General features: G+C 60.6%; 21 protein-coding genes. All 21 read right to left on the bottom strand.

Annotation, left to right across the window (positions count from 1 at the left end; all coding sequences use genetic code 11):
• Nucleotides 1–1359 carry a flagellar protein export ATPase FliI gene (gene fliI, locus NPS56_RS12300; RefSeq protein WP_046816899.1) on the bottom strand — a complete coding sequence of 453 codons (1359 nt, stop codon included), beginning with the start codon at nucleotides 1357–1359 and terminating at the stop codon, nucleotides 1–3.
• Nucleotides 1349–2131 (bottom strand): flagellar assembly protein FliH, encoded by a 783-nt coding sequence (gene fliH / locus NPS56_RS12295; protein ID WP_274074848.1) that lies wholly within the window; start codon nucleotides 2129–2131, stop codon nucleotides 1349–1351. Before fliH ends, fliI begins: the two co-directional genes overlap by 11 nt.
• A gap of 4 nt (nucleotides 2132–2135) precedes the next feature.
• Complete coding sequence (gene fliG, locus NPS56_RS12290; RefSeq protein ID WP_274074847.1) at nucleotides 2136–3155, bottom strand: flagellar motor switch protein FliG; 1020 nt, start codon at nucleotides 3153–3155, stop codon at nucleotides 2136–2138.
• Nucleotides 3148–4935 carry a flagellar basal-body MS-ring/collar protein FliF gene (fliF, locus tag NPS56_RS12285; protein ID WP_274074846.1) on the bottom strand — a complete coding sequence of 596 codons (1788 nt, stop codon included), beginning with the start codon at nucleotides 4933–4935 and terminating at the stop codon, nucleotides 3148–3150. Before fliF ends, fliG begins: the two co-directional genes overlap by 8 nt.
• A gap of 15 nt (nucleotides 4936–4950) precedes the next feature.
• Nucleotides 4951–5280 (bottom strand): flagellar hook-basal body complex protein FliE, encoded by a 330-nt coding sequence (gene fliE / locus NPS56_RS12280; RefSeq protein ID WP_077184074.1) that lies wholly within the window; start codon nucleotides 5278–5280, stop codon nucleotides 4951–4953.
• A gap of 230 nt (nucleotides 5281–5510) precedes the next feature.
• A complete protein-coding gene (locus NPS56_RS12275; RefSeq protein WP_274074845.1) occupies nucleotides 5511–6890 on the bottom strand; it encodes a sigma-54-dependent transcriptional regulator in 1380 nt (459 codons plus the stop codon).
• 5 nt (nucleotides 6891–6895) lie between these two features.
• Nucleotides 6896–8119, bottom strand: a complete 1224-nt coding sequence (locus NPS56_RS12270; protein ID WP_274074844.1) for a sensor histidine kinase — start codon at nucleotides 8117–8119, stop codon at nucleotides 6896–6898.
• A 110-nt stretch (nucleotides 8120–8229) separates the two neighbouring features.
• A complete protein-coding gene (locus tag NPS56_RS12265; protein WP_077184077.1) occupies nucleotides 8230–9705 on the bottom strand; it encodes a sigma-54 dependent transcriptional regulator in 1476 nt (491 codons plus the stop codon).
• A 173-nt stretch (nucleotides 9706–9878) separates the two neighbouring features.
• A complete protein-coding gene (gene fliT, locus NPS56_RS12260) occupies nucleotides 9879–10175 on the bottom strand; it encodes a flagellar protein FliT (protein WP_274074843.1) in 297 nt (98 codons plus the stop codon).
• 17 nt (nucleotides 10176–10192) lie between these two features.
• Nucleotides 10193–10588, bottom strand: coding sequence for a flagellar export chaperone FliS (gene fliS / locus NPS56_RS12255; protein WP_274074842.1), 396 nt, complete (start codon nucleotides 10586–10588; stop codon nucleotides 10193–10195).
• 155 nt (nucleotides 10589–10743) lie between these two features.
• Nucleotides 10744–12129 (bottom strand): flagellar filament capping protein FliD, encoded by a 1386-nt coding sequence (fliD, locus tag NPS56_RS12250; RefSeq protein WP_274074841.1) that lies wholly within the window; start codon nucleotides 12127–12129, stop codon nucleotides 10744–10746.
• Between the two features lie 84 nt (nucleotides 12130–12213).
• The gene (locus tag NPS56_RS12245; protein WP_274074840.1) at nucleotides 12214–12564 is read right to left on the bottom strand and encodes a flagellar protein FlaG; all 351 of its coding nucleotides are present in this window, start codon (nucleotides 12562–12564) and stop codon (nucleotides 12214–12216) included.
• Nucleotides 12565–12638: 74 nt separating this feature from the next.
• Nucleotides 12639–14078 (bottom strand): flagellin, encoded by a 1440-nt coding sequence (locus tag NPS56_RS12240; RefSeq protein WP_274074839.1) that lies wholly within the window; start codon nucleotides 14076–14078, stop codon nucleotides 12639–12641.
• Nucleotides 14079–14329: 251 nt separating this feature from the next.
• Nucleotides 14330–15259 carry a ketoacyl-ACP synthase III gene (locus NPS56_RS12235; RefSeq protein ID WP_274074838.1) on the bottom strand — a complete coding sequence of 310 codons (930 nt, stop codon included), beginning with the start codon at nucleotides 15257–15259 and terminating at the stop codon, nucleotides 14330–14332.
• A 313-nt stretch (nucleotides 15260–15572) separates the two neighbouring features.
• On the bottom strand, nucleotides 15573–17165 hold the full coding sequence (locus NPS56_RS12230) for a flagellar hook-associated protein 3 (protein ID WP_274074837.1): 1593 nt from the start codon (nucleotides 17163–17165) through the stop codon (nucleotides 15573–15575).
• Between the two features lie 13 nt (nucleotides 17166–17178).
• The gene (gene flgK / locus NPS56_RS12225) at nucleotides 17179–19188 is read right to left on the bottom strand and encodes a flagellar hook-associated protein FlgK (protein WP_274074836.1); all 2010 of its coding nucleotides are present in this window, start codon (nucleotides 19186–19188) and stop codon (nucleotides 17179–17181) included.
• A gap of 17 nt (nucleotides 19189–19205) precedes the next feature.
• Complete coding sequence (flgJ, locus tag NPS56_RS12220) at nucleotides 19206–20486, bottom strand: flagellar assembly peptidoglycan hydrolase FlgJ (protein ID WP_274074835.1); 1281 nt, start codon at nucleotides 20484–20486, stop codon at nucleotides 19206–19208.
• An 11-nt stretch (nucleotides 20487–20497) separates the two neighbouring features.
• Nucleotides 20498–21586, bottom strand: a complete 1089-nt coding sequence (locus NPS56_RS12215) for a flagellar basal body P-ring protein FlgI (RefSeq protein ID WP_274074987.1) — start codon at nucleotides 21584–21586, stop codon at nucleotides 20498–20500.
• Between the two features lie 27 nt (nucleotides 21587–21613).
• Entirely contained in the window at nucleotides 21614–22309 is a 696-nt protein-coding gene (flgH, locus tag NPS56_RS12210) for a flagellar basal body L-ring protein FlgH (RefSeq protein WP_274074834.1), read from the bottom strand.
• 52 nt (nucleotides 22310–22361) lie between these two features.
• Complete coding sequence (gene flgG, locus NPS56_RS12205; RefSeq protein WP_008055493.1) at nucleotides 22362–23147, bottom strand: flagellar basal-body rod protein FlgG; 786 nt, start codon at nucleotides 23145–23147, stop codon at nucleotides 22362–22364.
• Nucleotides 23148–23192: 45 nt separating this feature from the next.
• Complete coding sequence (locus NPS56_RS12200) at nucleotides 23193–23933, bottom strand: flagellar basal body rod protein FlgF (RefSeq protein ID WP_274074833.1); 741 nt, start codon at nucleotides 23931–23933, stop codon at nucleotides 23193–23195.
• Between the last annotated feature and the right edge of the window lie 203 nt (nucleotides 23934–24136).

The following is a 24136-nucleotide window of genomic DNA, read 5'->3' as shown; positions in this document are numbered from 1 at the left end:
TTAACCGCCCGCCGCAGGCGCGAAGATCGAGGCGAGATACGCTTCGCTTTCGCCCAGGCTGATGCTGTCGTTGAGGCCCTGGCGCAGGTATTTGACCAGCTGCGGCTGCAGGGAAATCGCCAGGTCGGTCTCGCGGTCACCGCCGGCGACGTAGGCGCCGACGCTGATCAGGTCGCGGCTCTGTTGATAGCGCGACCACAACTGCTTGAAGTACTGCGCCCGGGCCATGTGTTCCGGCGACACCACGGCCGGCATGACCCGGCTAATGGAGGCCTCGATATCGATGGCCGGGTAATGGCCCTCCTCGGCCAGTCGCCGCGACAGCACGATGTGCCCGTCGAGTACGCCCCGCGCCGAGTCGGCAATCGGGTCCTGCTGGTCGTCACCTTCGGACAGCACGGTATAGAACGCCGTGATCGAGCCACCGCCCTTCTCGGCATTGCCGGCGCGCTCCACCAGTTTCGGCAACTTGGCGAACACCGAGGGCGGATAACCCTTGGTCGCCGGCGGCTCGCCGATGGCCAGGGCGATTTCCCGCTGGGCCTGGGCGAAACGCGTCAGCGAATCCATCAGCAGCAGAACATTCTTGCCCTTGTCGCGGAAATACTCGGCGATTCGCGTGCAGTACATGGCGGCGCGCAGACGCATCAGCGGCGCATCGTCCGCGGGCGACGCCACCACCACCGAGCGCTTGAGCCCTTCTTCACCGAGGATATGTTCGATGAATTCTTTAACTTCTCGACCCCGCTCACCGATCAGACCGACGACGATAATGTCGGCCTCGGTAAAGCGCGTCATCATGCCCAGCAGCACGGATTTACCGACGCCGGTACCGGCGAACAAGCCAAGCCGCTGACCGCGTCCAACCGTCAACATGCCGTTGATGCAACGAATGCCCACGTCCAGCGGCTCGCTGATCGGCTCGCGCTTGAGCGGGTTGATGGTCGGGCCGTCCATCGGCACCCAGTCCTCGGCCTTCATCCCGCCCTTGCCGTCCAGGGCGCGGCCGGCACCATCGAGCACGCGCCCGAGCATGCTCATGCCCATCGGCAAGCGACCGCTGTCGGACAGGGGCACCACCCGGGCACCGGGGGCGATGCCGGCCACGCTGCCGACCGGCATCAGGAAGACCTTGCTGCCGGAAAAACCCATGACTTCGGCTTCGACCTGCACCGGATGGTAGCTGTCATCGTTGATGACCATGCAGCGACTGCCCATGGCGGCGCGCAAGCCCTCGGCTTCGAGGGTCAGGCCGACCATGCGCAGCAGGCGGCCTTCGAGGATCGGTGCGCCAGCCAGTGTCGTGGCCTCGGCGTAACTGCCCAGGCGCTTGGCGAAACTGGTGCGTTCAAGGCGCATCAGGGGCAGCCACGGGTTTGCTTTCGACGGGCAACTCAAGACTCAGGTCTGGAGCGGCCGGGTGCAAGGCTTGTTCGTGCATCTGGTCGAACAGCTTGTCCATCACCTGCGCAACGCGGGTTTCGACCGTAGCATCGATACGACTGTGCTCGGTTTCGACCCGGCAACCGCCAGGCAACAGCGCCTCGTCCTCGACGATGCGCCAGGTTTCCTCATGGCGCTCGCGCAAGGCTTTGACCTGGACGAAATCCTGCGGATTGATATACAGCCGCACGTTTTCAACGCCCAATGGCAACAGCTTGAGGGCTTCGCGCATGACGTGTTCGATCTGCGTCGAGTCCATGGCCAGTTCGCGCTGGATCACCTGTCTGGTCATGTGCCGCACCAGCTCGACCAGGGACTTTTCAATCTGGGTGTCCTGTTCGGCGATGGGCTCGAACAGGTGCGCCATTATTTTTTCAAGGCTGGCGATCTTGGCCGCCAACGCCACTTCGGCTTCCTGGCGAACCCTGAGCGTGGTGCTGTGGAACCCTTCTTTTTCGCCCACCGCAAAACCTTCGTTGTAGGCTTCCTGGCGAATGCTCTCGAGCTCCTCAAGGGTCAGTGGCTGGACTTCCTCCAGCGGCACTTCCTCCATTTCCGGCGGCTCGGGTTCGGGCTCGGGCTCAGGCTCAGGTGCCGGCGGATCGAAGCTGGGCAGTGCCCAGGACTCGAAACCACCGACATCACGGGCCCTGATCAGGTCAGAGGGCTGTTCATCGTTCTTGGCCATGGGGTCAGATCATTTCCTCGGCGCCTTTGCCGCCGAGCACGATCTCGCCCGCTTCGGCCATGCGACGGGCGATGGTGAGGATTTCTTTCTGCGCGGTTTCCACATCGCTGACGCGCACCGGGCCCTTGGCCTCGAGATCGTCGCGCAACAGTTCGGCCGCACGCTTGGACATGTTCTTGAAGATCTTCTCCTTGACGTTTTCGTCCGAGCCCTTGAGGGCCAGTACCAGCACGTCGGAGGACACTTCACGCAGCAACGCCTGGATGCCGCGGTCGTCGACATCGGCCAGGTTGTTGAACACGAACATGAGGTCTTCGATCTGACCGGACAGGTCTTCGTCGACTTCGCGGATCGAGTCCATGAGCTGGCCTTCGATCGAGCTGTCGAGGAAGTTCATGATGTCGGCCGCGCGCTTGATCCCGCCCAGGCTGGTGCGCGAAGCATTGGAGTTGCCGGAGAACTGCTTCTCGAGAATCTGGTTGAGTTCCTTGAGGGCGGCCGGCTGCACGGTGTTCAGCGAGGACACCCGCAGGATGATGTCCAGGCGCACCTTGTGGTCGAAGTTGCCCAGCACTTCACCGGCCTGGTCCGGGTCGAGATACGCCACCACGATCGCCTGGATCTGCGGGTGCTCGTAACGGATCACGTCGGCGACCGCCCGCGGCTCCATCCACTTCAGGCTGTCCAGGCCGCTGGTGTTGCCGCCCAGCAGGATGCGATCGATCAGGCCGTTGGCCTTGTCTTCGCCCAGGGCCTGGGTGAGCATCTTGCGCACGTAGTCATCGGAACCGACGCCCAGGCTGGTCTGGTCGCCGACGATGTCGACGAACTCGCTCATCACCTGCTCGACCTGCTCGCGGTGCACGTTACCCATCTGCGCCATGGCCACGCCAACACGCTGGACCTCTTTGGGCCCCATGTGGCGCAATACCTGGGCAGCATCGGTCGAGCCCAGTGACAGCAGCAGGATCGCGGCTTTGTCGACCTTGCTCAGTTTGGCGGCAATGGCTCGGTTATCACTCATCTGCGTTAATCCACTCTTTCACGACCTGGGCGACACGACCCGGGTCTTCTGCCACCAGGCTCTTGATTGCGTTCAACTGTGCGTCATAGCCTTCGCTCGGGCTTGGCAGCAGGATGCTGGTCGGGCCACCGAGGCTGATACGATCGTTGGCCAGTTCGCCGTCCAGGCCGCCCATGCCACCGAGCTCGACGTCGCTGCCGATGCCCGCCAGTTGCTTGTCCTTGCCACCACCGGTGATGTTGTTGAGCACCGGGCGCAACACACCGAACACCAGCACCAGGATGAACAGGACGCCCAACAGCTGCTTGACCACATCCCAGAACCACGGCTGGGAGTAGAACGGAATATCGGCAATCACTTCGCCGCGCTCGGCGGAGAACGGCATGTTGATCACGCTGACACTGTCGCCACGGCTGGCGTCGAAACCGACCGCATCCTGGACCAGGCGGGTGAAACGGGCCAACTCATCGGCACTCCACGGCGCACGGGTCATTTCACCGTTGGCCGGGTTGATCTTGACCTGGTCATCGACCACCACCGAGACCGACAGGCGATTCAATCGGCCCTGCTGTTGCCTGGTGTGGCTGATGGAGCGGTCCAGTTCGAAGTTCTTGGTCGACTGCTGGCGCTTGTCCGCCGGATACGGTGCGAGCATGGGCTGGCCGGTGGCCGGGTCCATGACCTGCTGGCCGTTGGCATCGAGCAATGGCTGGCCGGGCTGCACCATGCCGGCCGACGCGGTGGCGCCACCGGTGGTTTGCGGTGCCGAGGCTGGCGACGGTGGCTGGTTGCTCAGGGCACCCGGTACACCTTGCGGGCCGTTGCTGGCGGTACGTTGTTCGTTGACCGACTGCTCGCTGCGCAACGCCGGCTGGTCCGGGTTGAACTGCTCGGAGGTGGACTCGACGGCGCTGAAGTCGACATCGGCCGAGACTTCGGCCTTGTAGCGGTCGTTGCCCAGCACCGGTTGCAGAATGTTGTGCACGCGCTGGGTGAGCATGCTCTCCATGCGGCGGCTGTAATCGAATTGCTTGCCGGCCATGGTCAGCTCGGAGTTTTCCGCCTGATCGGAGAGCAGGTTGCCTTTCTGGTCGACGACGGTGATCTGCGACTTGCTGAGTTCGGGGACGCTGGTCGCCACCAGATTGACGATGGCCACGACCTGGCCCGGCTCCAGCGAACGCCCGGAATACAGCTCGACCAGCACCGAGGCGCTCGGCTTGCGCTCGTCACGCACGAACACCGAGCTTTTCGGGATGGCCAGGTGCACCCGGGCACCCTTGACGTTGTTCAGGCTGGAAATGGTGCGCGCCAGTTCGCCTTCCAGGCCGCGACGATAACGGGTCGCTTCCATGAACTGGCTGGTACCCAGGCCCTGTTCCTTGTCGAGGATTTCAAAACCGATGTTGCCATCGCTGGGAGTGACACCCGCGCCCGCGAGCTTGAGACGCGCGCGGGACAGGTCTTCGGCCTTGACCAGCAAGGCACCGGAATTGGGTTCGACGTTATAGGCGATATCGGCGGCCGCCAGGGTATCCATGACCTGCTTGGCGTCCATGCCGGCAAGGCTGCCGTACAGCGGACGGTAGTCCGGCTGCTGGGACCACAACACCACGGCAAAGCCAATCGCCACGCTCGCGGCCAGGCCGACCATCAGGCCCACCTGACGCAGCATGGTCATCTCGGAGAGGTTTTCCAGGAAGGACAACCCGAACAGCGGCGGCTTGCCGCCTACGGAATTGGCCTTGGCCGGAACATTGTCAGCGATTGCATCAGCCATGACTCAATCTCGTCCTTAAACCGGCATCTGCATGATGTCTTGGTAAGCCTGAACCAGCTTGTTGCGCACTTGGGTCAAAGCTTGGAAAGACACGCTGGCCTTCTGCGAGGAAATCATCACGTCCGTGAGATCGACACCGCTCTTGCCGATCTCGAAGGCATTGGCCAGGGCTGTGGACGCCTGCTGGGTGTCGTTGACCTTGTTGACGGCCTGACCGAGCATGTCGGAAAAGCTGCTGCCATTCAGTTCAGGGACGGCGGCAGTCGATTTCGGCGCAGACATGGCGTCCATTTGCATGGCGCGCATATCCAGCATCAATCGATTGAATTCAATACCTTGGCTCATGCTCTACTCTCTCTGGCGGCCCGCAATTTTTTGACGCTCACTCAGCGGGTAACGAGGTGTTAGCAACAAGGGTGCCAGCTTTCCCGGTGTCGCATCTGTAGGAGCAGCCGGTAGAAGCTCGATTGCTCGCGATTGACCCAAGAGCGACGTGTTTATCCTGAAACCCCGCGTTATCGTTAACGACCATCGCGAGCAAGCTTGCTCCTACAGGGCCCCGTGCAGGCCAGCGCTCAGGTGGCAAACAAATACGCTTCCACGTCCATGCCGGCATCGCGCATCTGCGCCAGCTTGTAGCGCAACGTGCGCGGGCTGATGCCCAGGCGCTCGGCGGCCTCTTTGCGGCGGCCGCGCTCGGTGCGCAGGGTGTCGATGATCATCTGGAATTCACGGCGCCGCAGATCGTCGCCCAGCGCCCCGGCAGATTCGGCCTCTACTTCCACTGCCCGCGCTGGCGCCAGTGCCGGTAACGGCGCGCAAGCGACCGGCCCGGCGAGACAGAAATCCTCAGGCTCAATCATTCCACCCTGCTGCAGGATCAAGGCGCGCTGAATCGCGTTATCCAGTTCGCGCACATTGCCCGGCCACGGATAACCAATCAGGCACGCCTGCGCCTCGGGCGACAATCGCGCCGCCGCATGCTTCATTTTATTGACGTGTTTGGCCAGCAGGCGCTCGGCCAGCGGCAGGATATCGGCCGTGCGCTCGCGCAAGGGCCGCCAGGCCAGCGGGAATACGGACAGGCGATAGTACAGGTCTTCACGGAACCGCCCCGCCGCCACCTCAGCGGCCAGATCCCGGTTGGTGGTCGCGACCACGCGGATATCCAGGGTGATCGGCTTGCGCGCACCGACTCGCTCGACTTCGCGCTCCTGCAGCACCCGCAGCAACTTGGCCTGCAACCCCAGGGGCATTTCGGAAATTTCATCGAGCAGGATAGTCCCGCCATCGGCCTGCTCGAACTTGCCGGCCTGCGCCGCGATGGCGCCGGTGAACGAGCCCTTCTCGTGACCGAAGAGCGTGGCCTCCAGCATGTTGTCGGGAATCGCCGCGCAGTTGATCGCAATAAATGGCTGGTTGGCGCGCCGGGAGTGCTGGTGAATGTAGCGCGCCAGCACCTCCTTGCCGGTGCCGGACTCCCCGGAGATCAGCACCGTGGAATCACTGCGCGCCACCCGCGCGGCCAGTTCCAGCAACTGCGCACTGGCCGGTTCGAACGCCACAGGCCCTTCGTGATCGGTGCTGCCGACATTGCCCAGCGCATGGCGTGCGACCAGGTCGAGCAGCGCCTTGGGCTCGAACGGTTTGACCAGGTAATCCGCGGCACCCTGGCGCATCGCATCGACCGCCCGCTCGACGGCACCGTGCGCCGTCATCAGCAACACCGGCAGTTGCGGCTGTCGCGCCCGCAGCAACGCGAGCAATTGATGACCGTCCATGCCCGGCATGTTGACGTCGCTGACCACCAGGTTGAACGCCTCGGCCCCCGCCGCTTCCAGGGCTTCCTGCGCCGAAGCCACGGCCTTGTAATCGTGCCCGGCCAGCAACAGCGTGTCCGCCAGCGCTTCGCGCAAAGCGCGGTCATCCTCGACCAGCAGAACCTTGATTGCCATGGCCTTCACTCCACTCCCTGGGCGTTACTTTTCTCATTGATAAAAAGCGGCAGGAGCACCTGCGCACAGGTGCCGCGACCGATCCGCGAGCGCAAGCGCAACTCGCCCTGATGAGCCCTGGCGACTGCCTTGACCACGGTCAGGCCGAGGCCGGTGCCGGTGGTCTTGGTGGTAAAAAAGGGTTCCCCCAGGCGCGCCAGCACCGCGCCGTCGATACCGCTGCCGCTATCGCTGACACACAAACGCAAGTTGTTGCCACGGGTGTAGAGATGCACCTTCAAGCGCACCTCACCGGCACTGGCCTGAATCGCGTTCTCGATCAGGTTGAGGATCGCACCGACCAGGGTGTCGCGGTTGCACAGCAATTCACCGGCATGACTGTCGCATTGCCAGCGAATCGGCAGGTCCTGCACATGGGTCAGCGCCGCCGCCTGCAATGATTGCATCAGCTGCGCCGGGGTCACCCGGTCGGTCAAGGGCAACTCGCCACGGGCAAAGACCAGCATGTCGCGCACCTGATGCTCCAGCTCGTGCAGGCGCTCCTTGAGTCGTCCGGCGAAACGTTGCTGGGTGTCGACCGGCAGCGTTTGCTCGGTCAAGTGACTGGCGTAGAGCAAGGCCGCGGATAACGGCGTGCGAATCTGATGCGCCAGCGACGCGACCATGCGCCCCAGGGAAGACAAGCGTTCGTGGCGCGCCAATTGATCTTGCAGATGGCGGGTTTCGGTCAGGTCGTTGAGCAGCACCAGTTGCCCAGGCTCCGCACCCAGCGAACGCGTGGCAATCGACAGGCGCCGACCATCCTTGAGAGAGACTTCATGACCGTCGTCTTCGCGGGGCGCAAAGCAACGGGCAATCACCTGCCGCCACAGCTCGCCTTCGAGGGGCAGACCGAGCAGTTCGCAAGCCGCCGGGTTGGCTTCGCGCACGATGCCCTGGGCGTCGATAACGATGACGCCGCCGGGCAGGAGGTCGAGCAGGTGTTGCAGGCGATTGGCCAGACGTTCTTTCTCTGCCAGCTCCTGCATGCGTTGGGCGCTGACCACCGCCAACTCGCCCTTGAGCTCGGTGACCCGGGCTTCGAGCATGCTGTAGGAGTTGGTCAACTGGCTGGACATCTGGTTGAACAGGGCAAACGCCTGCTCGAGGCCAAGCCGGCTCGCCTGCTCTACGGACGACGATTGTCCCAGGGCACTAGGGACAGGAGACAGGGGGGCGGCTTGGGGCATCGTGCTCTCTCGCTTGGCTGACCGTCAGTTAAACGGAACGTTGCGAGGGCTATAGCAATACCCGTGCCTAAAAAAAACTGCTTGAAAATGAACGAGTTGAAAAACAGGCGTCAATCATCCGCCTGTTCATCTCCATCACGACGGCTCATGCCGTACTTGCGCATTTTTTCCACCAGCGTGGTGCGGCGGATGCGCAGGCGTTCGGCGGCGCGCGCGACAATGCCGTTGGCATCGTCCAGTGCTTGCTGAATCAGACCCTGCTCCAGGCCACCGAGGTAGTCCTTCAGGTCCAGGCCTTCAGGGGGCAACATGGCATGGGTGGTGAAGTCCGGGGTATGGCCGTTGATTGCCACCCGCTCTTCGAGATCGCTGCGCAGGGTGTCGACCAGTTGCTCGTCTTCATCGTCGACGTAGCGAAATTTCTTCGGCAGTTCGACCACGCCGATCACCCCGTACGGATGCATGATCGCCATGCGCTCCACCAGGTTGGCCAGCTCGCGGACGTTGCCCGGCCAGCCGTGACGGCACAGCGACATGATCGCCGCAGAGTTGAAGCGGATCGAACCGCGCTTCTCGTGCTCCATGCGCGAGATCAACTCGTTCATCAGCAGCGGAATGTCCTCGACGCGCTCGCGCAGCGGCGCCATCTCGATCGGGAACACGTTCAGGCGGTAGTACAAATCTTCGCGGAAGGTGCCGATCTCGATCATGCTTTCGAGATTCTTGTGGGTCGCGGCGATGATGCGCACATCGACGCTCTGGGTCTTGTTGCTGCCCACGCGCTCGAAGGTACGCTCCTGCAACACGCGCAGCAGCTTGACCTGCATCGGCAGCGGCATGTCGCCGATTTCGTCGAGGAACAGCGTACCGCCATTGGCCAGTTCGAAACGCCCGGCGCGGCTGGTGATCGCCCCGGTGAACGCGCCCTTCTCATGGCCGAACAATTCGCTTTCCAGCAGCTCGGCCGGAATCGCCCCGCAATTGACCGGCACGAACGGCGCTTCGCGGCGCTTGGAATGGTAATGCAGGTTGCGCGCGACCACTTCCTTGCCGGTCCCGGACTCGCCGAGGATCAGCACGCTGGCGTCGGTGTCGGCCACTTGCTGCATCATCTGGCGCACGTGCTGGATCGCCCGGCTGGTGCCGACGAGGCTGCGGAACAGATTGGGTTCGCGATGCCGACCGCGCTCACGGGCCTGGTCGTACATCTCGCGATAGACCTGGGCACGGTGCAGCGAATCGAGCAACTTGCTGTAGCTGGGAGGCATTTCGAGGGTCGACAGCACGCGACGACGCTGGTCTTCCGGCAGGTCGATGGAAGAATTATCGCCCATCAGCAAAATCGGAAGGAACTCATCCCATGTCGCGAGTGTCTTTAACAAGCCCTGAAGCGACCCCGGAGCATTGACCGTCCCGATGAGGACACAGATTACTTCACGACTGGACGACAAAGAGACGACAGCCTGCTGCCAGTCATGGCTACCGCAGGGTAAATTTTCTTCGCCGAGAAAATTTAAAATCACCGCCAGGTCGCGGCGGCGGACGCTATCGTCATCGATCAGCAGAATTTTGGTTTCACGCCACATGCAATCGTAACTTCCCTAGTCAACCCGGTGCCCGAAATGAGTGGGCAAGCTAGACGCTTGCAGACTGTTAATGCCTGTAGACGCCTGAAATCTGGAAACAGCCACTAGTAAAGTCAAAAAACCGTTCACAGTCAAATTTATGGCGCAATCTGACTGGATCAAGCAGATATTAATTAACCAAACAGATGGTAAACCTTTGCGGCACTCTTCGCTTGGTTGATCTGCGACATCTGATCAACAATTGCCTGACGCTCGCCCATCGTCACCGTCAATAAATCTTTGTACACCGCCAGCAGGCTCTCCAGGTGGGCGCGCAGCGCGTCCTCGTCGATCGGTGCTTCAGCGAGCACCTCATCCACGCATTCACGGCAGGCCGAATCCAGCTCGCCGATCGCATCCCAGTTACGTTCGGCCAGCGCATCGATGAGCGCTTCGCGTGTTTCTTCGATCCGTTGCAGTGCTTGACTCATGACGTCATCCTCGGCCCTCAGGCCTGTGGGCTTCCAATCGCATCCCAACCGCTTTTCAGGGTTTCAAGCAGACCTGCTACTTCGTCGATGATGGCCGCGTCGTTTTCTCGATTGGCTTCCATCAGACGCGTCATCATGTAGGCGTACAGATTGTCGAGCTGCTGCAGCGAAGCCGGATCATCGGTTTTTTCCGGATTCAGGCCATCGCGCAGACCGATGATGATGTCCACAGCCTTGCCCATCATCAAACCCTTGAGTGCGATGTCGCCACGCTCCAACGCACCCTTGGCCTGGGCCATGCGGTCCAGCCCGCCTTCCATCAGAAGTTGTACCAGGCGATGTGGATTGGCTTCAGAGATCTGGGCATGGGAATTGACCTTCTGGTATTGGCGAAGGGCTCTCATGGGGTTCATATTTCTACCTCGTGACAGACAGCAGCTTGGAATTGGGAAGGCTCTGATCTTTATGTCGACTGATCGGCACAGAACTTTAGCGCAGACACTTCACCCAAGAAAAAACCCAGGCGCTGTCATTACAGCTTGCCTGGGTTTTTTATGCCTAATCCGGATCAGCTGTCTTTCGGATTGTTCAGCGCATTGAGGGTGGTCATGATGCTGTCGCTCTGGGCGCGCAGTCGGGCTACCAGGGAATCCATGGCGGTGTACTTGGCAGTCAGGCTCGTTTGCAGGCTGGCCATTCGCGCATCAAGAGTGTCTTGCTGCTTTTTCAGGTCATTTAAGCTATCGCTCAAGCTTGTCGAACGCGCAGCAAAAACCCCGGTATTTTTCATCGCGAAGCTGTCCGTCGCAGACTTCATGCGCGCTAGCAAACCGGTATCGCCCGAAAAGATCCCATTGATATCAGCGGCATTAGTGAGCGCCGCCGCATTAAACACTTTGTCATCAATGGAGAGCAGGCCGGTCTTTTGATCGGTCTCGACGCCGAACTGAGCGAGAGATTTCATTTGGCCGGTGCCGCCCATGACATTCAACTCGGTACGCACCGACGACAACAGTGAACGCAGAGAGGCGTCGCCTGTCAGAGCGCCAGTGGTCAACGAACCGTCGGCATTGGTCGTGACTTTGGTCTCGGTATTAGCAGCCGAAATCAGCGCGTTGTAGGTATCAACAAAACCCTTGACTGCCGACTTCAACGCCGTGGTATCGGCAGACACCGTGATGGTGGCTGGTGTCGCCGCACCGCCACCGGACGGAATCGGAGAAACGCCCGTCAACTTGACGGTAATGCCACTCACTGCGTCGGCAATGGTATTGGACTTGGATTCCATCACCACGCCATCAAGCTTGTACTTGGCGTTCTGTGGTGTCGCGAGAACCGAGGTGCCGGTTTCCAGACCGGAATTGCCCGTTAGACTCAGGTCCGAACCGACACCCGTTTTATTGGAAGTCAGCACCATCCGAGAACCATTGGCGTCAGTAAGGATGTTGGCGCTCAAGCCCTGGTTCGCGTACTGGGAATTGATCGAATCGCGGACTTGCTGCAGCGTCGCGCCGGCAGGAATGCTGACGTCGAACGTATCGCTGCCTTGCTTGATGCTCAGAGTAGACGGCGCCGAACCCGAATTGACGACCGAAGACGCGCCGTCTGTGAAAACCTTGGTGGAAATTTTCGATGCAGTTGCCAACTGAGTGACCAGCAGCGAGAAATTGCCAGCAGCGGCACCGTTACCTATTGTCACGGTGGCGACTTTTTCGTCGGAAGACGTGCCGCTCAGGCCGCTGAAGCTGGAAGCGGTTTTCATGTTGTCCAACGCACCACGGAAGGCATCCAGCGCCGCCTGGATTTTGCCGATCGACGACAGCGAGGTGGTTGCTTTCAGCGTCTGATTGTTGATCTGCGTCTGTTTTGGCGCCCTTTCGGAATCCACCAAAGACTTCACAATCGCCTGAGTATCGATGTTCGAACCAATACCGCTAACCGATGTACCCGCCATCCTCTCTCTCCTTATCCAGTAGCTGCCGCCGTTTCCTTGACCAGGAACGTCTTAAACAGCGACAGCAACAAAATTCATGCCAGTTCAGACTTTGTCGTCAAACAGCAAACTACTGGCGTCCGACAGGCTCTGAGCCAGCTTTAGTGCAGCTTCCGAGGGTATCTGACGAATAACCAGACCCGTTTCGGTGGCGATGACCTTGACCACGACGCGGCCAGTGGAATCATCTATGGAAAAATCCAGATTGCGCCGGGCAGCCTGGACAAACTCCTGAATGTCGGTGACAGCTTTTTCCAGCTCGTCACGCTTGGGCTCGGAGTTCGAAGCCTTCACAGCTTCAGCCTTGGGCTGTTCCAACTTTCCAGTGACATTCGGCGTTACGCCTTGCGGGGCAACGGCGGGATAGGACTGGGTCAACTTGACGCTCATGTCCATGCCTGATCTCCTGATCATGAAAATAACAAAAGGGCGCGTAAACGCGCCCTTCCGTCAGTTACCAAGCGCCGGAATCAACCCAGCAGCTTCAGCACAGCCGACGGCAGCTGGTTAGCCTGGGACAGGATCGCGGTGGAAGCCTGTTGCAGGGTTTGCTGCTTGGTCAGCTGAGCAGTTTCGGCCGCGAAGTCAACGTCCTGGATCACGCCACGAGCAGCAGTGGAGTTGTCCGAGATGCTGCGCAGGTTGGCCACGGTGCTATCGAAACGGTTTTGCACAGCACCGAGGTCAGCACGCTGGGAGTCGATCGCGGTGATCGCTTGTGTAATCACATCAACAGCGTTTTGTGCATTGGCAGCAGTAGTCACGTCAGTATTGCTGACAACTGTCTTGGCCGAATTTGCGGAAGTAGCTGCCGCACCACCGAACAAGCCGCCAACGCCAGCACCCGACATCGAATAGCTGTTGGTGGAGTTCAGCGAGATTGCGCCGGTAGCGATGATTGTAGCGCCAGCTGCGGCCAAGGCAGTGTAACCACTAAGAGCACCAGAACCGTTTTTTGTTGCGACCTGTACGCCTACTGCACCGGCATCACCGCCGTCGAATACAAGGTTCTCGCCGGTATCGGACTTCACGGAAAGGGCTTGAGTGGTGGCATCGTAGTTTACGCTGACGCCCAGTTTTGCAGCGTTGGACTTCAACTGATCAGCCAGATCGGAAGTGCTGGTTACACCAACGAAGCTGACCTTGGCACCAGCTACCGTCAAGGAAAAGTTAGCAGGTACCGCAGGTGTAGCAGTTACTTTGAAAGAAACTTCAGTGCTGGCAGTTGCGCTCAAGCCACCTACCGCACCGTTCAACTGAGCGGCAATAGCTTTGGCCGAATCACCGGCAGCAACGGTGATAGTGCCACTGGTCTGGCCACCGCCTGTAACAACGATAGGACCGCCAGTCAGACCACCAGCAGTGCTAGGTGCGTTTGTTACGCTTTTCAGTTGCTGAGAGCCAACTTTGTTAGCAGAAACGTCGCCCAGAGTCATGTTGATCGTCTGGTTGGCGTTTGCGCCCACCTGGAAAGCAGTAGTACCGAATGAACCGTCCAGCAGGTTACGACCACCGAAGGTAGTGGTGGTAGCGATACGGGTCAGTTCAGCAGTCAGAGCCGAGTATTCAGCGTTGTTCGACTTACGGTCTTCAGCGCTTGGCGAGCCGTTCGCGGAAGCCAGGGCCAGGGTACGCATTTTCTGCAGAATGTTGGTGGATTCCTGCATCGCGCCTTCAGCCGTTTGCGCGATGGAGATACCGTCGCCGGCGTTCTTGATGGCGGTGCCCAGGCCGTTGATCTGGCTGGTCAGACGGTTGGAAATTTGCAGGCCAGCAGCGTCGTCTTTAGCGCTGTTGATACGCAGGCCGGAGGACAGGCGCTGCATCGAAGTCTGCAGGTTGCCGGAAGCTTTGTTCAGGTTGTTCTGAACGGTCAAGGAAGCAAGGTTGGTGTTTACGGTTAAAGCCATGACGAAATCCTCGTTGGATGGATACTTCGGCTTCCGGCCCTGACATCCGTCGGGTTTGGCCTAGAGAACCTACGTAATAGTTATCGTCGTGAAGAGGCTTTGCTTGAGCGGTTTTTTGCAAATTTTTAGTGGCAGGGTGCCAGCCCTTTATTTTCAAGGCTTTAACGCCATAAATTCGGCGCCATAAAAACGCAAAACGCCCGGAAATCTAAATTTCCGGGCGCTTTTTATTGCCATTGCAATCGAATGAGTCAACCGCGATAGAGAATCGCCGAACCCCACGAGAGGCCCACGCCAAAGCCGCTGATGGCCACGCGAGTCCACTTGGAATCGAACACGTGGTTCTGCAACAACAGCGGAATGCTCGACGACACCGTGTTACCGGTTTCGAGCATGTCCTTGACGAACTTCTCCGGCTCGCCTTCTTCAAAGCGGCGTGCCACGGCATCGACAATTGCCGCACTGCCTTGGTGAATGCAGAAAGCGTTGATATCGCTGGCCTGCAAATTCGACTCGCTCAGCAACTCATGCAAATGCGCCGGGACTTTGAGCAAGGCAAAGTTGAAGACCTGGCGGCCATTCATGAAGAACACACCGTCGCTGACTTTCAGGTGCGGAGCACCGGAACCGTCGGTGCCGAACTTCGACTTGCCCAATTGCCAGACCGCATTTTCACCCATCCAGGTGGCGGTTGCGGCATCGCCGAACAGCATGGTGGTGTTGCGGTCTTCCGGGTCGACGATCTTCGAATACGGATCGGCGGTGATCAGCAGGCCGTTTTTCAGCCCCGCGGCTTCCATGAAGCCTTTGATCGCATACAGGCCGTACACGTAGCCGGAACAGCCCAGGGAAATATCGAAAGCGGCGACGTGGGTCGGCAGGCCCAGCTTGTCCTGAACGATCGCGGCGGTGTGCGGCAACCCCTCCTCATCCCCGTTCTGGGTGACGACGATCAGACAGTCGATGGACTCACGCTTGAGTTCGGGACTGGCGGCAAACAGCGCATTGGCGGCTTCGACACACAGATCGGAAGTTTCCTGATCGGCAGCCATGCGTGGCAAAAATGCCGAGCCGATCTTGCCAAGGATAAAGGTTTCGTCCTTGTCGAACTTGGCACCCTGGACGTAATTATCAATCCCGGCTACCGGCACGTAACTCGCTATATTTTTTATGCCAATCATTATGGCTTCCCAATAATAAACAGCTGAACATCGCCGCTCGCTGAATCGAGGGCGTCTACAGTCGGGGCCAGGCCCCCAGAAGAAGCGACGTCGGGATTCAAGCAGTTACCTTGAACAGCCCGCCACCTAACCGCCCGCAGACAGGATACAGTGAAGATGCGCGTTTTGACCGGCGGGTCACTCAGAGATCCACGCTTTATTTGATTTTGTGGTCCGCAGCCCCGCCCCACCCCGCTACGTAGAATTAAAAAAAAATCAAAAAAAAAGGCCAGCCCCCCATGCAGAGGGCTGGCCGCGAGGAGTCAGGACCGGTTCAAAGCTTGTTGAACAGGCTCAGCTGGGAGACCTTGGCGAATGCCAGTTGCGCGGCCTGCAGCATGGTCTGCTGCAAGGTCAGACGCGTCAGCACCTCCGCCGGATCGGTGTTCTTGATCGAATTTCCGGTCGATTCGTTGATCAGGCTGGTGCTGGTGTTCTGCTCATTCTGCATATCCATCACATTGCCCCGTGCACCGATAGCGCCACGTGCCAGGTCCACCTGGTTCTTGGCGTTGTTCAGGTTGGCAATGGACGAAGCCAGCGTGTCTTCGAGGAAACGTTGTGCGACCGGATTACCCTGGGTCGGTGAGTCAAGCGCCGAACGCAGCTGGCTGATGGTGTCGAGCACGTTCTGGGTCTGGTGGGTGTTGACCGCAATATCGAACTGATCACCTGCCGCTGGAACCGCCGGCGTGCCGCCGAGGGTGAAGCTGACACCGGCTGCCGTCGCTACGCCAGCGGTCACGGTCCCGGTGGTCACTGGAGTGCTGCCAGCCGTCAACGGACGGGTGTACATCTCGAACGTCCCGGGACCGGTGAACTTCAGCACCGCTCCGCCTTCCGGGAAGAAGCTCTTGTAATCCGCAGCGTTGGTCACTGCGGCCTGGGAAATGATCGCAGTCGACGTGTTGCTCGGGGCGCGGTTAGCGACGAAACTGTCCGGTTTGGCCGTCAGCTGGAAGCTGTGACCGGCAATGACCGCATCGGCGCTGGCGGAGTCGGCGGGGGTGTCGCCGGCCTGGAACGTAATGTCCAGCTTGAAGGTCACGCCGCGGAAATCGACGTCGGAACCGCCCTTGGCATTCGGATCGAACTTGCCACCGCCACCGGCTTCGGCGGTCACGTCATTACCCGATGCATCGGTGATCTTGTACTGGGTGCTGCTGACGAACGACAGGGTATAAGGCTGGCCGCTGCGGAAGTTCGCATCGAAGGTCGGACCGGAGCTCACCAGACCAGGCGACAGGGCCACACGACCGTCATCGACGGCGGGTGCTGTCATGGTGGTCGAACTACGCGCAGCGTTGATCGCCTGCTGGAAAACGTCCCAGCCGGTATCGTTCAGCCCCAGGGACATCGAGTCGCCGATTTTCAGTTCCAGCTGGGTCTGGTCGCCCTGGTAGCTGTAGGTGCCGTCACTATTGCGTAAAAAAGGCGGGGTGTTGTTGCTGGCGCCGGAGAAGATGTACTTGCCGTTGGCGTCCTTGCTGTTCATCAGGCTCAGCAATTGCTCTTCGGACTGCTTGAGCTCGGCGGCAATGGATTTGCGGTCATCGTCGTTCAACGATCCGCCACCCGCCCGAATCGCCAACTCGCTGACTTTCTGCAGCACGTTGTTGATGCTGTCCAGCACGCCCTCTTCCTGCGCCTGGGCCGTGTTCAACGCGTTGATGTTGGTGGTGTACTGACCCAACATGGCTTTCTGCTGCTCGAGTTGCAGCAAGCGCGCCGCGCCGACCGGATCATCTGCCGCGGTCTCGAGTTTCACGCCACTACTGGCCTGCTCGGCCGTCTTCATCACGTTGTTGAGGTTGCGCTGATAGTTGGCAGCAGTGGTCGCGTAGTACTGTGCAGTAGAAATTCGCATGTTCTACGGTTCCTTAAAGAGCATTGATCAGGGTGCTGAAAATTTCCTGCGCAGTCTTGATGATCTGCGAAGAGGCCGTGTAGTACTGCTGGTACTTGGTCAGGTTGCCGGCCTCTTCATCGAGGTCGACGCCCGACAGCGAGTCACGCGCATTGCGCGCCCCGGTGACGATGGTGTCGGTCGCCGTGGCATCGAGTTGACCCTGCTTGGTCAAGGAGCCAACGGTGGACACCAGGCCACCATAGGCCTCGGTAAAACTCACACCGGGACTGGTCGCAGTCGCGCCGACCGTGGCCTTGGTCTGCAGGGCCAGCAACGCCTGTGCGTTGCGGTTGTCGGTGCTGTCTGCGGCGGTCATCGCAATATTGAAGCTGTCGCCCGCCTTGGGACTGCCGCTGACGGTCATGCCGACACTGAAGGTCTTGGCCGCGCCGCTGGCATCGGTGTACGGCACCGAAATGTTCAGGTCGTTGTTCTGGCCGGGCACGATGTTGCCGGTGCCGATACTGACCCCCTTGGCATCGAACACCTCATAGGCACTGGCGCTGGTCATCAGCATCCGGACCGGCATCGACGCCTTGACCGCGCTCTGCACTTCCAGGCGCTGGGCCGAATCGTAGATGTCCAGGTTGGTCTTCAGGGTCGGCTGGCTGGCATCCCCCGTACCGTTATTGCCCTGGGCCTTGGTGGACGTCAGCGGTGCAGACGTGGCCAGGCGCTTGGCGTCGGTCATGACGGTGGCCATGTCCGCGGCGGAACTGCGGGTCGGGGTAATCTTGAAGCTGTCGCCGCTGTTTACCGCACCGGCGTTGAGGCTCAGGCTGAAGCCATCGATGACCGGTGGCGGTGTCGTGCCCAGGTCGAAACTGCCCATGTCGGTATTGTCCGACAGGCGCCGCACGCTGTAGCCGGTGGCGCTGGTGAAGGTCACCTGGTAATCGCTGGCCGCCAGCTTGCCGGTGTCCTTGATGGTGACGTTCAGGTTACCCGACGCCGGATTGTTCTTGGCATTGGCAATGCTGCGCTGACTGATGGCCGCGGCACTGTTGATGTCATTGAACAACGCTGCGCCGAAGTTACCGCTCTGGTCCAGCCCCTGCCCCAACTGCTTGTTGACCTGATCGGCGACGACCATGGCGATACGCCCCAGGCCATTGACCGCCGGGGTCAATACCTCATTGCGATAACGCAACAGCCCGCCCATCTCGCCGCCGCTCATCACGTTGGTGATGTCGATCGACGAACCGTTGCGATCCATGATGATCGAGGAACGGGTCGGGTCGGCCGGGTCGGCGGCCACGCGCAGTTTGTTGACGGTGTCGCCCACCACCAAAGGCTGGCCGCTGCCCAGGTAAATATCCATGCGCCCTTCGGTCTCAGTGACCTGGGTGCCCACCAGCTCATTGAGCTGGCGGATGGTTTCGTTACGCTGGTCCAGCAATTCGTTGGGCGTGCCACCCGAACCACTGACTTCACTGATTTTCTTGTTGTACGCGGCAACGGTCGACGCCAGCTTGTTGACCTGGTCGGCCATCGAACCCAGCTGATCGTTGATGTAGCTGCCTTGCTGCTTCAATTGCCCGGAGATGGCATTGAAGCGGCTGCTCAAGCCTTGGGCGTTGGTCAGCAACGCTTGGCGCGCGGCATTGTCGTTGGAGTTGCCCGCCAGCGTTTGCAAGGACGAGAAAAAAGCCTGCAAGGATTTGGTCACACCGGTGCCGCTGTCGGACAGCAGCTTGTCGACCTGGGTGGCCTGCCCCAGGTAAGCCTGCGCATCACTGTTGAGCGACGTCGAGGTCTGCAACTGCGCGTCGAGGTAGCTGTTGTACACCCGACGCACGTCGGCCAGCGTGGTACCGGTGCCGATGAACACATTGCCGTACTGAATCGAGCCTTTGGTGCCCTGCACAGTTTGTTGGCGCGAGTACCCGACGGTATCGACGTTGGAAATGTTGTTACCGGTAGTCACCAATGAGGCGTGGCTAGCGGATAGACCCGACATTCCGATGTTGAGCAAACTCATGGTTCAGACCCTTATGTCTATAAAGGCGTGGTTGAAACGCCCGCCGCAGCGTAGTTCTGATAACTCGTCATCTGCCTGGCTATCTGCGAAATCTTGCTGGCGTAAGCCGGGTCGGTTGCGTAACCGGCCTTTTGTAGCTCGCGCACAAACTGTTCCGGGTTATCGGCCGACTTCACGACATCTTGATAGCGGTTGTTGGTTTGCAGCAGCGTTACAAGGTCATGGAAGCTGTCCTTGTAGGAGTCGTAGGAACGGAACTCGGCCGTCTCCTTGACCATCTCGCCATTCCTGAATTCGCTGGTGATCGCCCGCGCCGAATCACCCTGCCAACTGCTGCCGGCCTTGATGCCGAACAGGTTGTGGCTGCTGCTGCCGTCCTGGGCCCGCATGACCGATTTGCCCCAACCGGTTTCCAGGGCGGCCTGGGCCACCAGGTAACGTGGGTCGACACCAATGCGATCGGCCGCTTCCTTGGCCATCGGCAGCATGGTGTTGACGAATTCGTCGGCGGAGCTGAAGGCTTTTTTCGCCGGTGCCAGGGGGATTTGCGCGATGGCGCGCCCGTGGATCTGCAGGGACCCGCTCGACGCCATTTGCGCGTTCGCCAGCCAGTCGCCGTTGTACAAGGGACCGGAACCTGTGGTCGCGACGCGCTCGGGCAACGGCGTCTTGTTGCCCGCGGTCGCGGTCGGCGTGGCGGAAGGCACCAGGCCGGCGAGCAAGCGGTCGGCCAGTTTTGGCGGCAGGGCCAGGCGCCGCTGATTGATCAGCGCCATGTCATTGCGATGGGCGCCCTCGCCTGTCGGCGCACTGAGCGAACGCGAGGCCCACAATGGGCGCTCGCCATTGACCCGGGACAGTGGCCCGTTGATCGCCACAGTGCCAGCGGCCACTGGTGTCTGCGCGGCCGCTTTCGCCGCTTCCTGCTTGGCCGCCGACAGTGTCGCCGCTTCACCCGGCGCCAGCGGCTTGTTCTTCGACATCTGCCGCATCAGCACGTCCGCCAGGCCGATACCGCCGCCTTCGCGGGACATCGAAACCGCCAGTTGCTGGTCGTACATTTCCTGGTACTGCTTGGCCTCGGCGGTGTTCATCGGGTTGTCCTTGCCCAGCGACTCGGTGGCCGAGCGCATGGACTTGAGCATCTCGCCGAGGAACAGCGACTCGAATTCCTGCGCCACCTTGCGCATGTTGGCGTCGCTGTTCTTGTCGCCGACCTTGAGCTGGTTCAGCCGGTTCAGGTCGGAAAACGCGCCGGAATCGCTGCTGCTGACCCGACCGCTCTTGTTCATGTCCATGGTCGCCGTCCTCAGATCACGATCAGGTCGGCTTGCAAGGCGCCAGCCTGTTTCAGTGCTTCAAGGATCGCCATCAGGTCACCCGGTGCCGCGCCGACCTGGTTCACCGCACGGACGATTTCGTCGAGGGTGGTGCCTGGGCCGAACTTGAACATCGGCTTGGCTTCCTGCTCGGCATTGACCCGCGAGCGCGGCACGACCGCGGTCTGGCCATTGGACAGAGGGCCGGGCTGGCTGACGATCGGGTCTTCGGTAATGGTCACGGTCAGGCTGCCGTGGGTGACGGCGGCCGGGGAAACCTTGACGTTCTGGCCGATCACGATGGTGCCGGTGCGCGAGTTGATGATGACTTTGGCCACCGCCTGGCCTGGATCGATTTCAAGGTTTTCCAGGATCGACAGATAGTCGACACGCTGGCTCGGATCGAGCGGCGCCGTGACGCGCACCGAGCCGCCGTCGATGGCCTGGGCCACGCCTGGGCCGAGCATGTCGTTGATCTTGTCGACGACGCGCTTGGCCGTGGTGAAGTCGGAGCGGTTGAGGTTCAGGGTCAGGCTGTTGCCCTGGTTGAATCCGCTCGGCACCGCTCGCTCGACCGAGGCGCCACCCGGGATGCGGCCGGCCGACGGCACGTTGACCGTGATCTTCGAGCCGTCGCGACCCTCGGCATCAAAACCGCCGACCACCAGGTTGCCCTGGGCCACCGCATAAACGTTGCCGTCGATACCCTTGAGCGGCGTCAGCAGCAAGGTGCCGCCGCGCAAGCTTTTGGAGTTACCGATGGACGACACGGTGATGTCGACCTGCTGCCCCGGCTTGGCGAACGCCGGCAAGTCGGCACTGATCGACACCGCCGCGACGTTCTTCAACTGCACGTTGCCCGAGCCCGGCGGCACCTTGATGCCGAACTGCGAGAGCATGTTGTTGAAGGTCTGCAGGGTGAACGGGGTCTGCGTCGTCTGGTCGCCGGTGCCATTGAGCCCGACCACCAGGCCGTAGCCGATCAATTGGTTGGAGCGCACGCCGGAAATGCTGGCGATGTCCTTCAGGCGCTCGGCTTGAGCACCGAACGCTGCGGACATCAGGAACGCAGCCACCATCAGGTGTTTGAAATTCAATGTCGCCACCTAGAAAGGGAACAGCGGGCTGAGGAAGAAACGGTCGAACCAGCCTGGCTGACTCGCATCGGCAAATGAACCGGTGCCCGAGTAGGTGATGCGCGCATCCGCGACGCGGGTCGATGACACGGTGTTATCGGTGGAGATATCGTCAGCCCGGACCAGGCCGGCAATCCGTACCAGCTCGTCGCCGGTGTTGAGGGTCATCCACTTCTCGCCGCGCACGGCGATGATGCCGTTGGGCAATACGTCGGCGACGGTCACGGTGATCGAACCGGTCAGGGTGTTGCCCTGGGCGGCCTTGCTGTCACCCTTGGTTGCGCGGTCGCCTTCGTAGCTGGCGTCCAGGCTCAGGTCACCACTGCCAAACGGATTGTTGGTGCTGGGCGTGGAACCGAACAGAGAGCTCAGGCCGATGCTGGCCTTGCTGTTCTTGCCAATCTGCGAGTTGGCGTTTTTGCTGGCCTGGGTCTTCTCGTTCAGGGTGATGGTGATGATGTCACCGACCCGGAACGCCTTGCGGTCGCTGTACAGGTTCTGCTCGAAGCCGGCCTGATAGATCGAGCCGTTGTTGGCGGCAGCCGGCAACGGCGTGCGCGGCAACACCGGTGCATAGTAGGGATCATTGGGCTTGGGCGACATGGGCACACAGCCCGCGAGCACAGTGACCCCACTCAGTGCCAGAACAGATACAAAGCGTTTCATGACCCTACCTCACGGTGTTGCCGGCGACCTCTTGGCCGCCCCAAAGACTTGATTACAGATTCTGCGTTACGAACGAGAGCATCTGGTCGGCGGTGGAGATCACCTTGGAGTTCATCTCGTAGGCGCGCTGAGTGGTGATCATGTTGACCATCTCTTCAACGGTGCTGACGTTGGAGGTTTCCAGGGTGTTCTGCAGCGTGGTACCGAAACCGGCAAGGCCCGGGGTGCCGACTTGCGGCGCGCCACTGGCGGCAGTTTCCAGGAACAGGTTGTTGCCCACGGCCTGCAGGCCGGCCGGGTTGATGAAGTCGGCGGTCTGCAGGTTGCCGATCACCTGGGAGGCCGGGTTGCCGGCGACGGTGATGGACACGGTGCCGTCCTTGCCCACGGTGAAGGTCTGGGCGTCGTTCGGAATGACGATCGCCGGCTCCAGGGCAAAGCCGCTGGCGTTGACGATCTGGCCGTTGGAGTCCAGGTGGAAAGTACCGTCACGGGTGTAGGACGTGGTGCCGTCCGGCTGCAGGATCTGGAAGAAGCCGCGACCGTCGATGGCCATGTCCAAAGGTTGCTCGGTGGTTTGCAGGCTGCCGGCGTTGAAATTTTTCTGGGTGCCGACGATGCGCACACCGGTACCCAGTTGCAGGCCCGACGGCAGTTCGCTGTCCTGGGTCGACTGAGCGCCTGGCTGACGCTTGATCTGGTACAGCAGGTCCTGGAACTCGGCGCGGTCACGCTTGAAACCCGTGGTCGAGACGTTCGCCAAGTTGTTGGAAATGGTGGTCAGGTTGGTGTCCTGGGCGGACAGACCGGTTTTGGCAACCCATAGAGCCGGAAGCATTCGATTCTCCTCGTGCGCCTGTTTTACGGCGCGACGTTCTGGTAATTAGCTGATCTGCAAGACCCGAGCCATGGCCTGGTCGTCTTCTTTGGCGGTGTTCATCATCTTGATGTGCAGCTCGAACTGCTTCGACAGGGCCAGTACCTGAGTCATCTCGTCCACAGCATTGACGTTGCTCGACTCGAGGAAACCGGAGACCAGCTTGACGTTGGCATCAGCTTGCGCAGGCTGGCCGTCCTTGGTGTGGATCGAACCGTCCAAGCCCTTGGTCATGTTCTTGATGTCCGGGTTGACCAGCTTGATGCGGTCGACTTCGGCCATGACCCGCGGGCCTTCGCCCATTGCGCGAATGCTGATGGTGCCGTCCTCGCCCACTTCGATCTGCTGCTCGGGCGGCACGGCAATCGGGCCGCCATTGCCGATCACCGGCATGCCGTTGCCCGCGCGCAGCACACCCAGCGCATCCACCACCAGGCTGCCGGTACGCACGTAGCTTTCGCCGCCATCAGGGTTCTGCACCGCCAGCCAGCCGTTGCCTTGCACGGCAACATCGAGGTCGCGGCCGGTCTGTACCAGCGAGCCTGGGGAAAAGTCGGTGGCCGGGCGTTCGGACAGGGCAAACGCTCGCGCCGGAAAGCTGTCACCGAACACCGGCATCGAGCGGGCCTGCTCCAGGTCTTTCTGGAAGCCGCTGGTAGAGATGTTCGCCAGGTTGTTGGCATGGGCCTTTTGCGCCAGCGCATTCTGGCTGGCGCCGGTCATTGCCACATAAAGGTACTTGTCCACACGCTTTCCTCTGCCTGCCGGACGTTTGCCGCCCGATGCTGTTCTGAGGTGGCATAAGCAATTTGCAGACCAAGTTGGTTTTGGCGGCGCGAGGCCCGGCAAACAAAGGACTTGAGAGATTTCGCAGGTCTGGAGGGTTTGTATCAGAGACGAAAAACCGGCGGTGATATGCCGGTAAGTGGCAACGCATGACCTGGTTACCA

Source organism: Pseudomonas putida, assembly GCF_028682635.1.
GTDB lineage: Bacteria > Pseudomonadota > Gammaproteobacteria > Pseudomonadales > Pseudomonadaceae > Aquipseudomonas > Aquipseudomonas putida_AE.
This window is presented reverse-complemented; position numbering and strand designations above follow the sequence as displayed.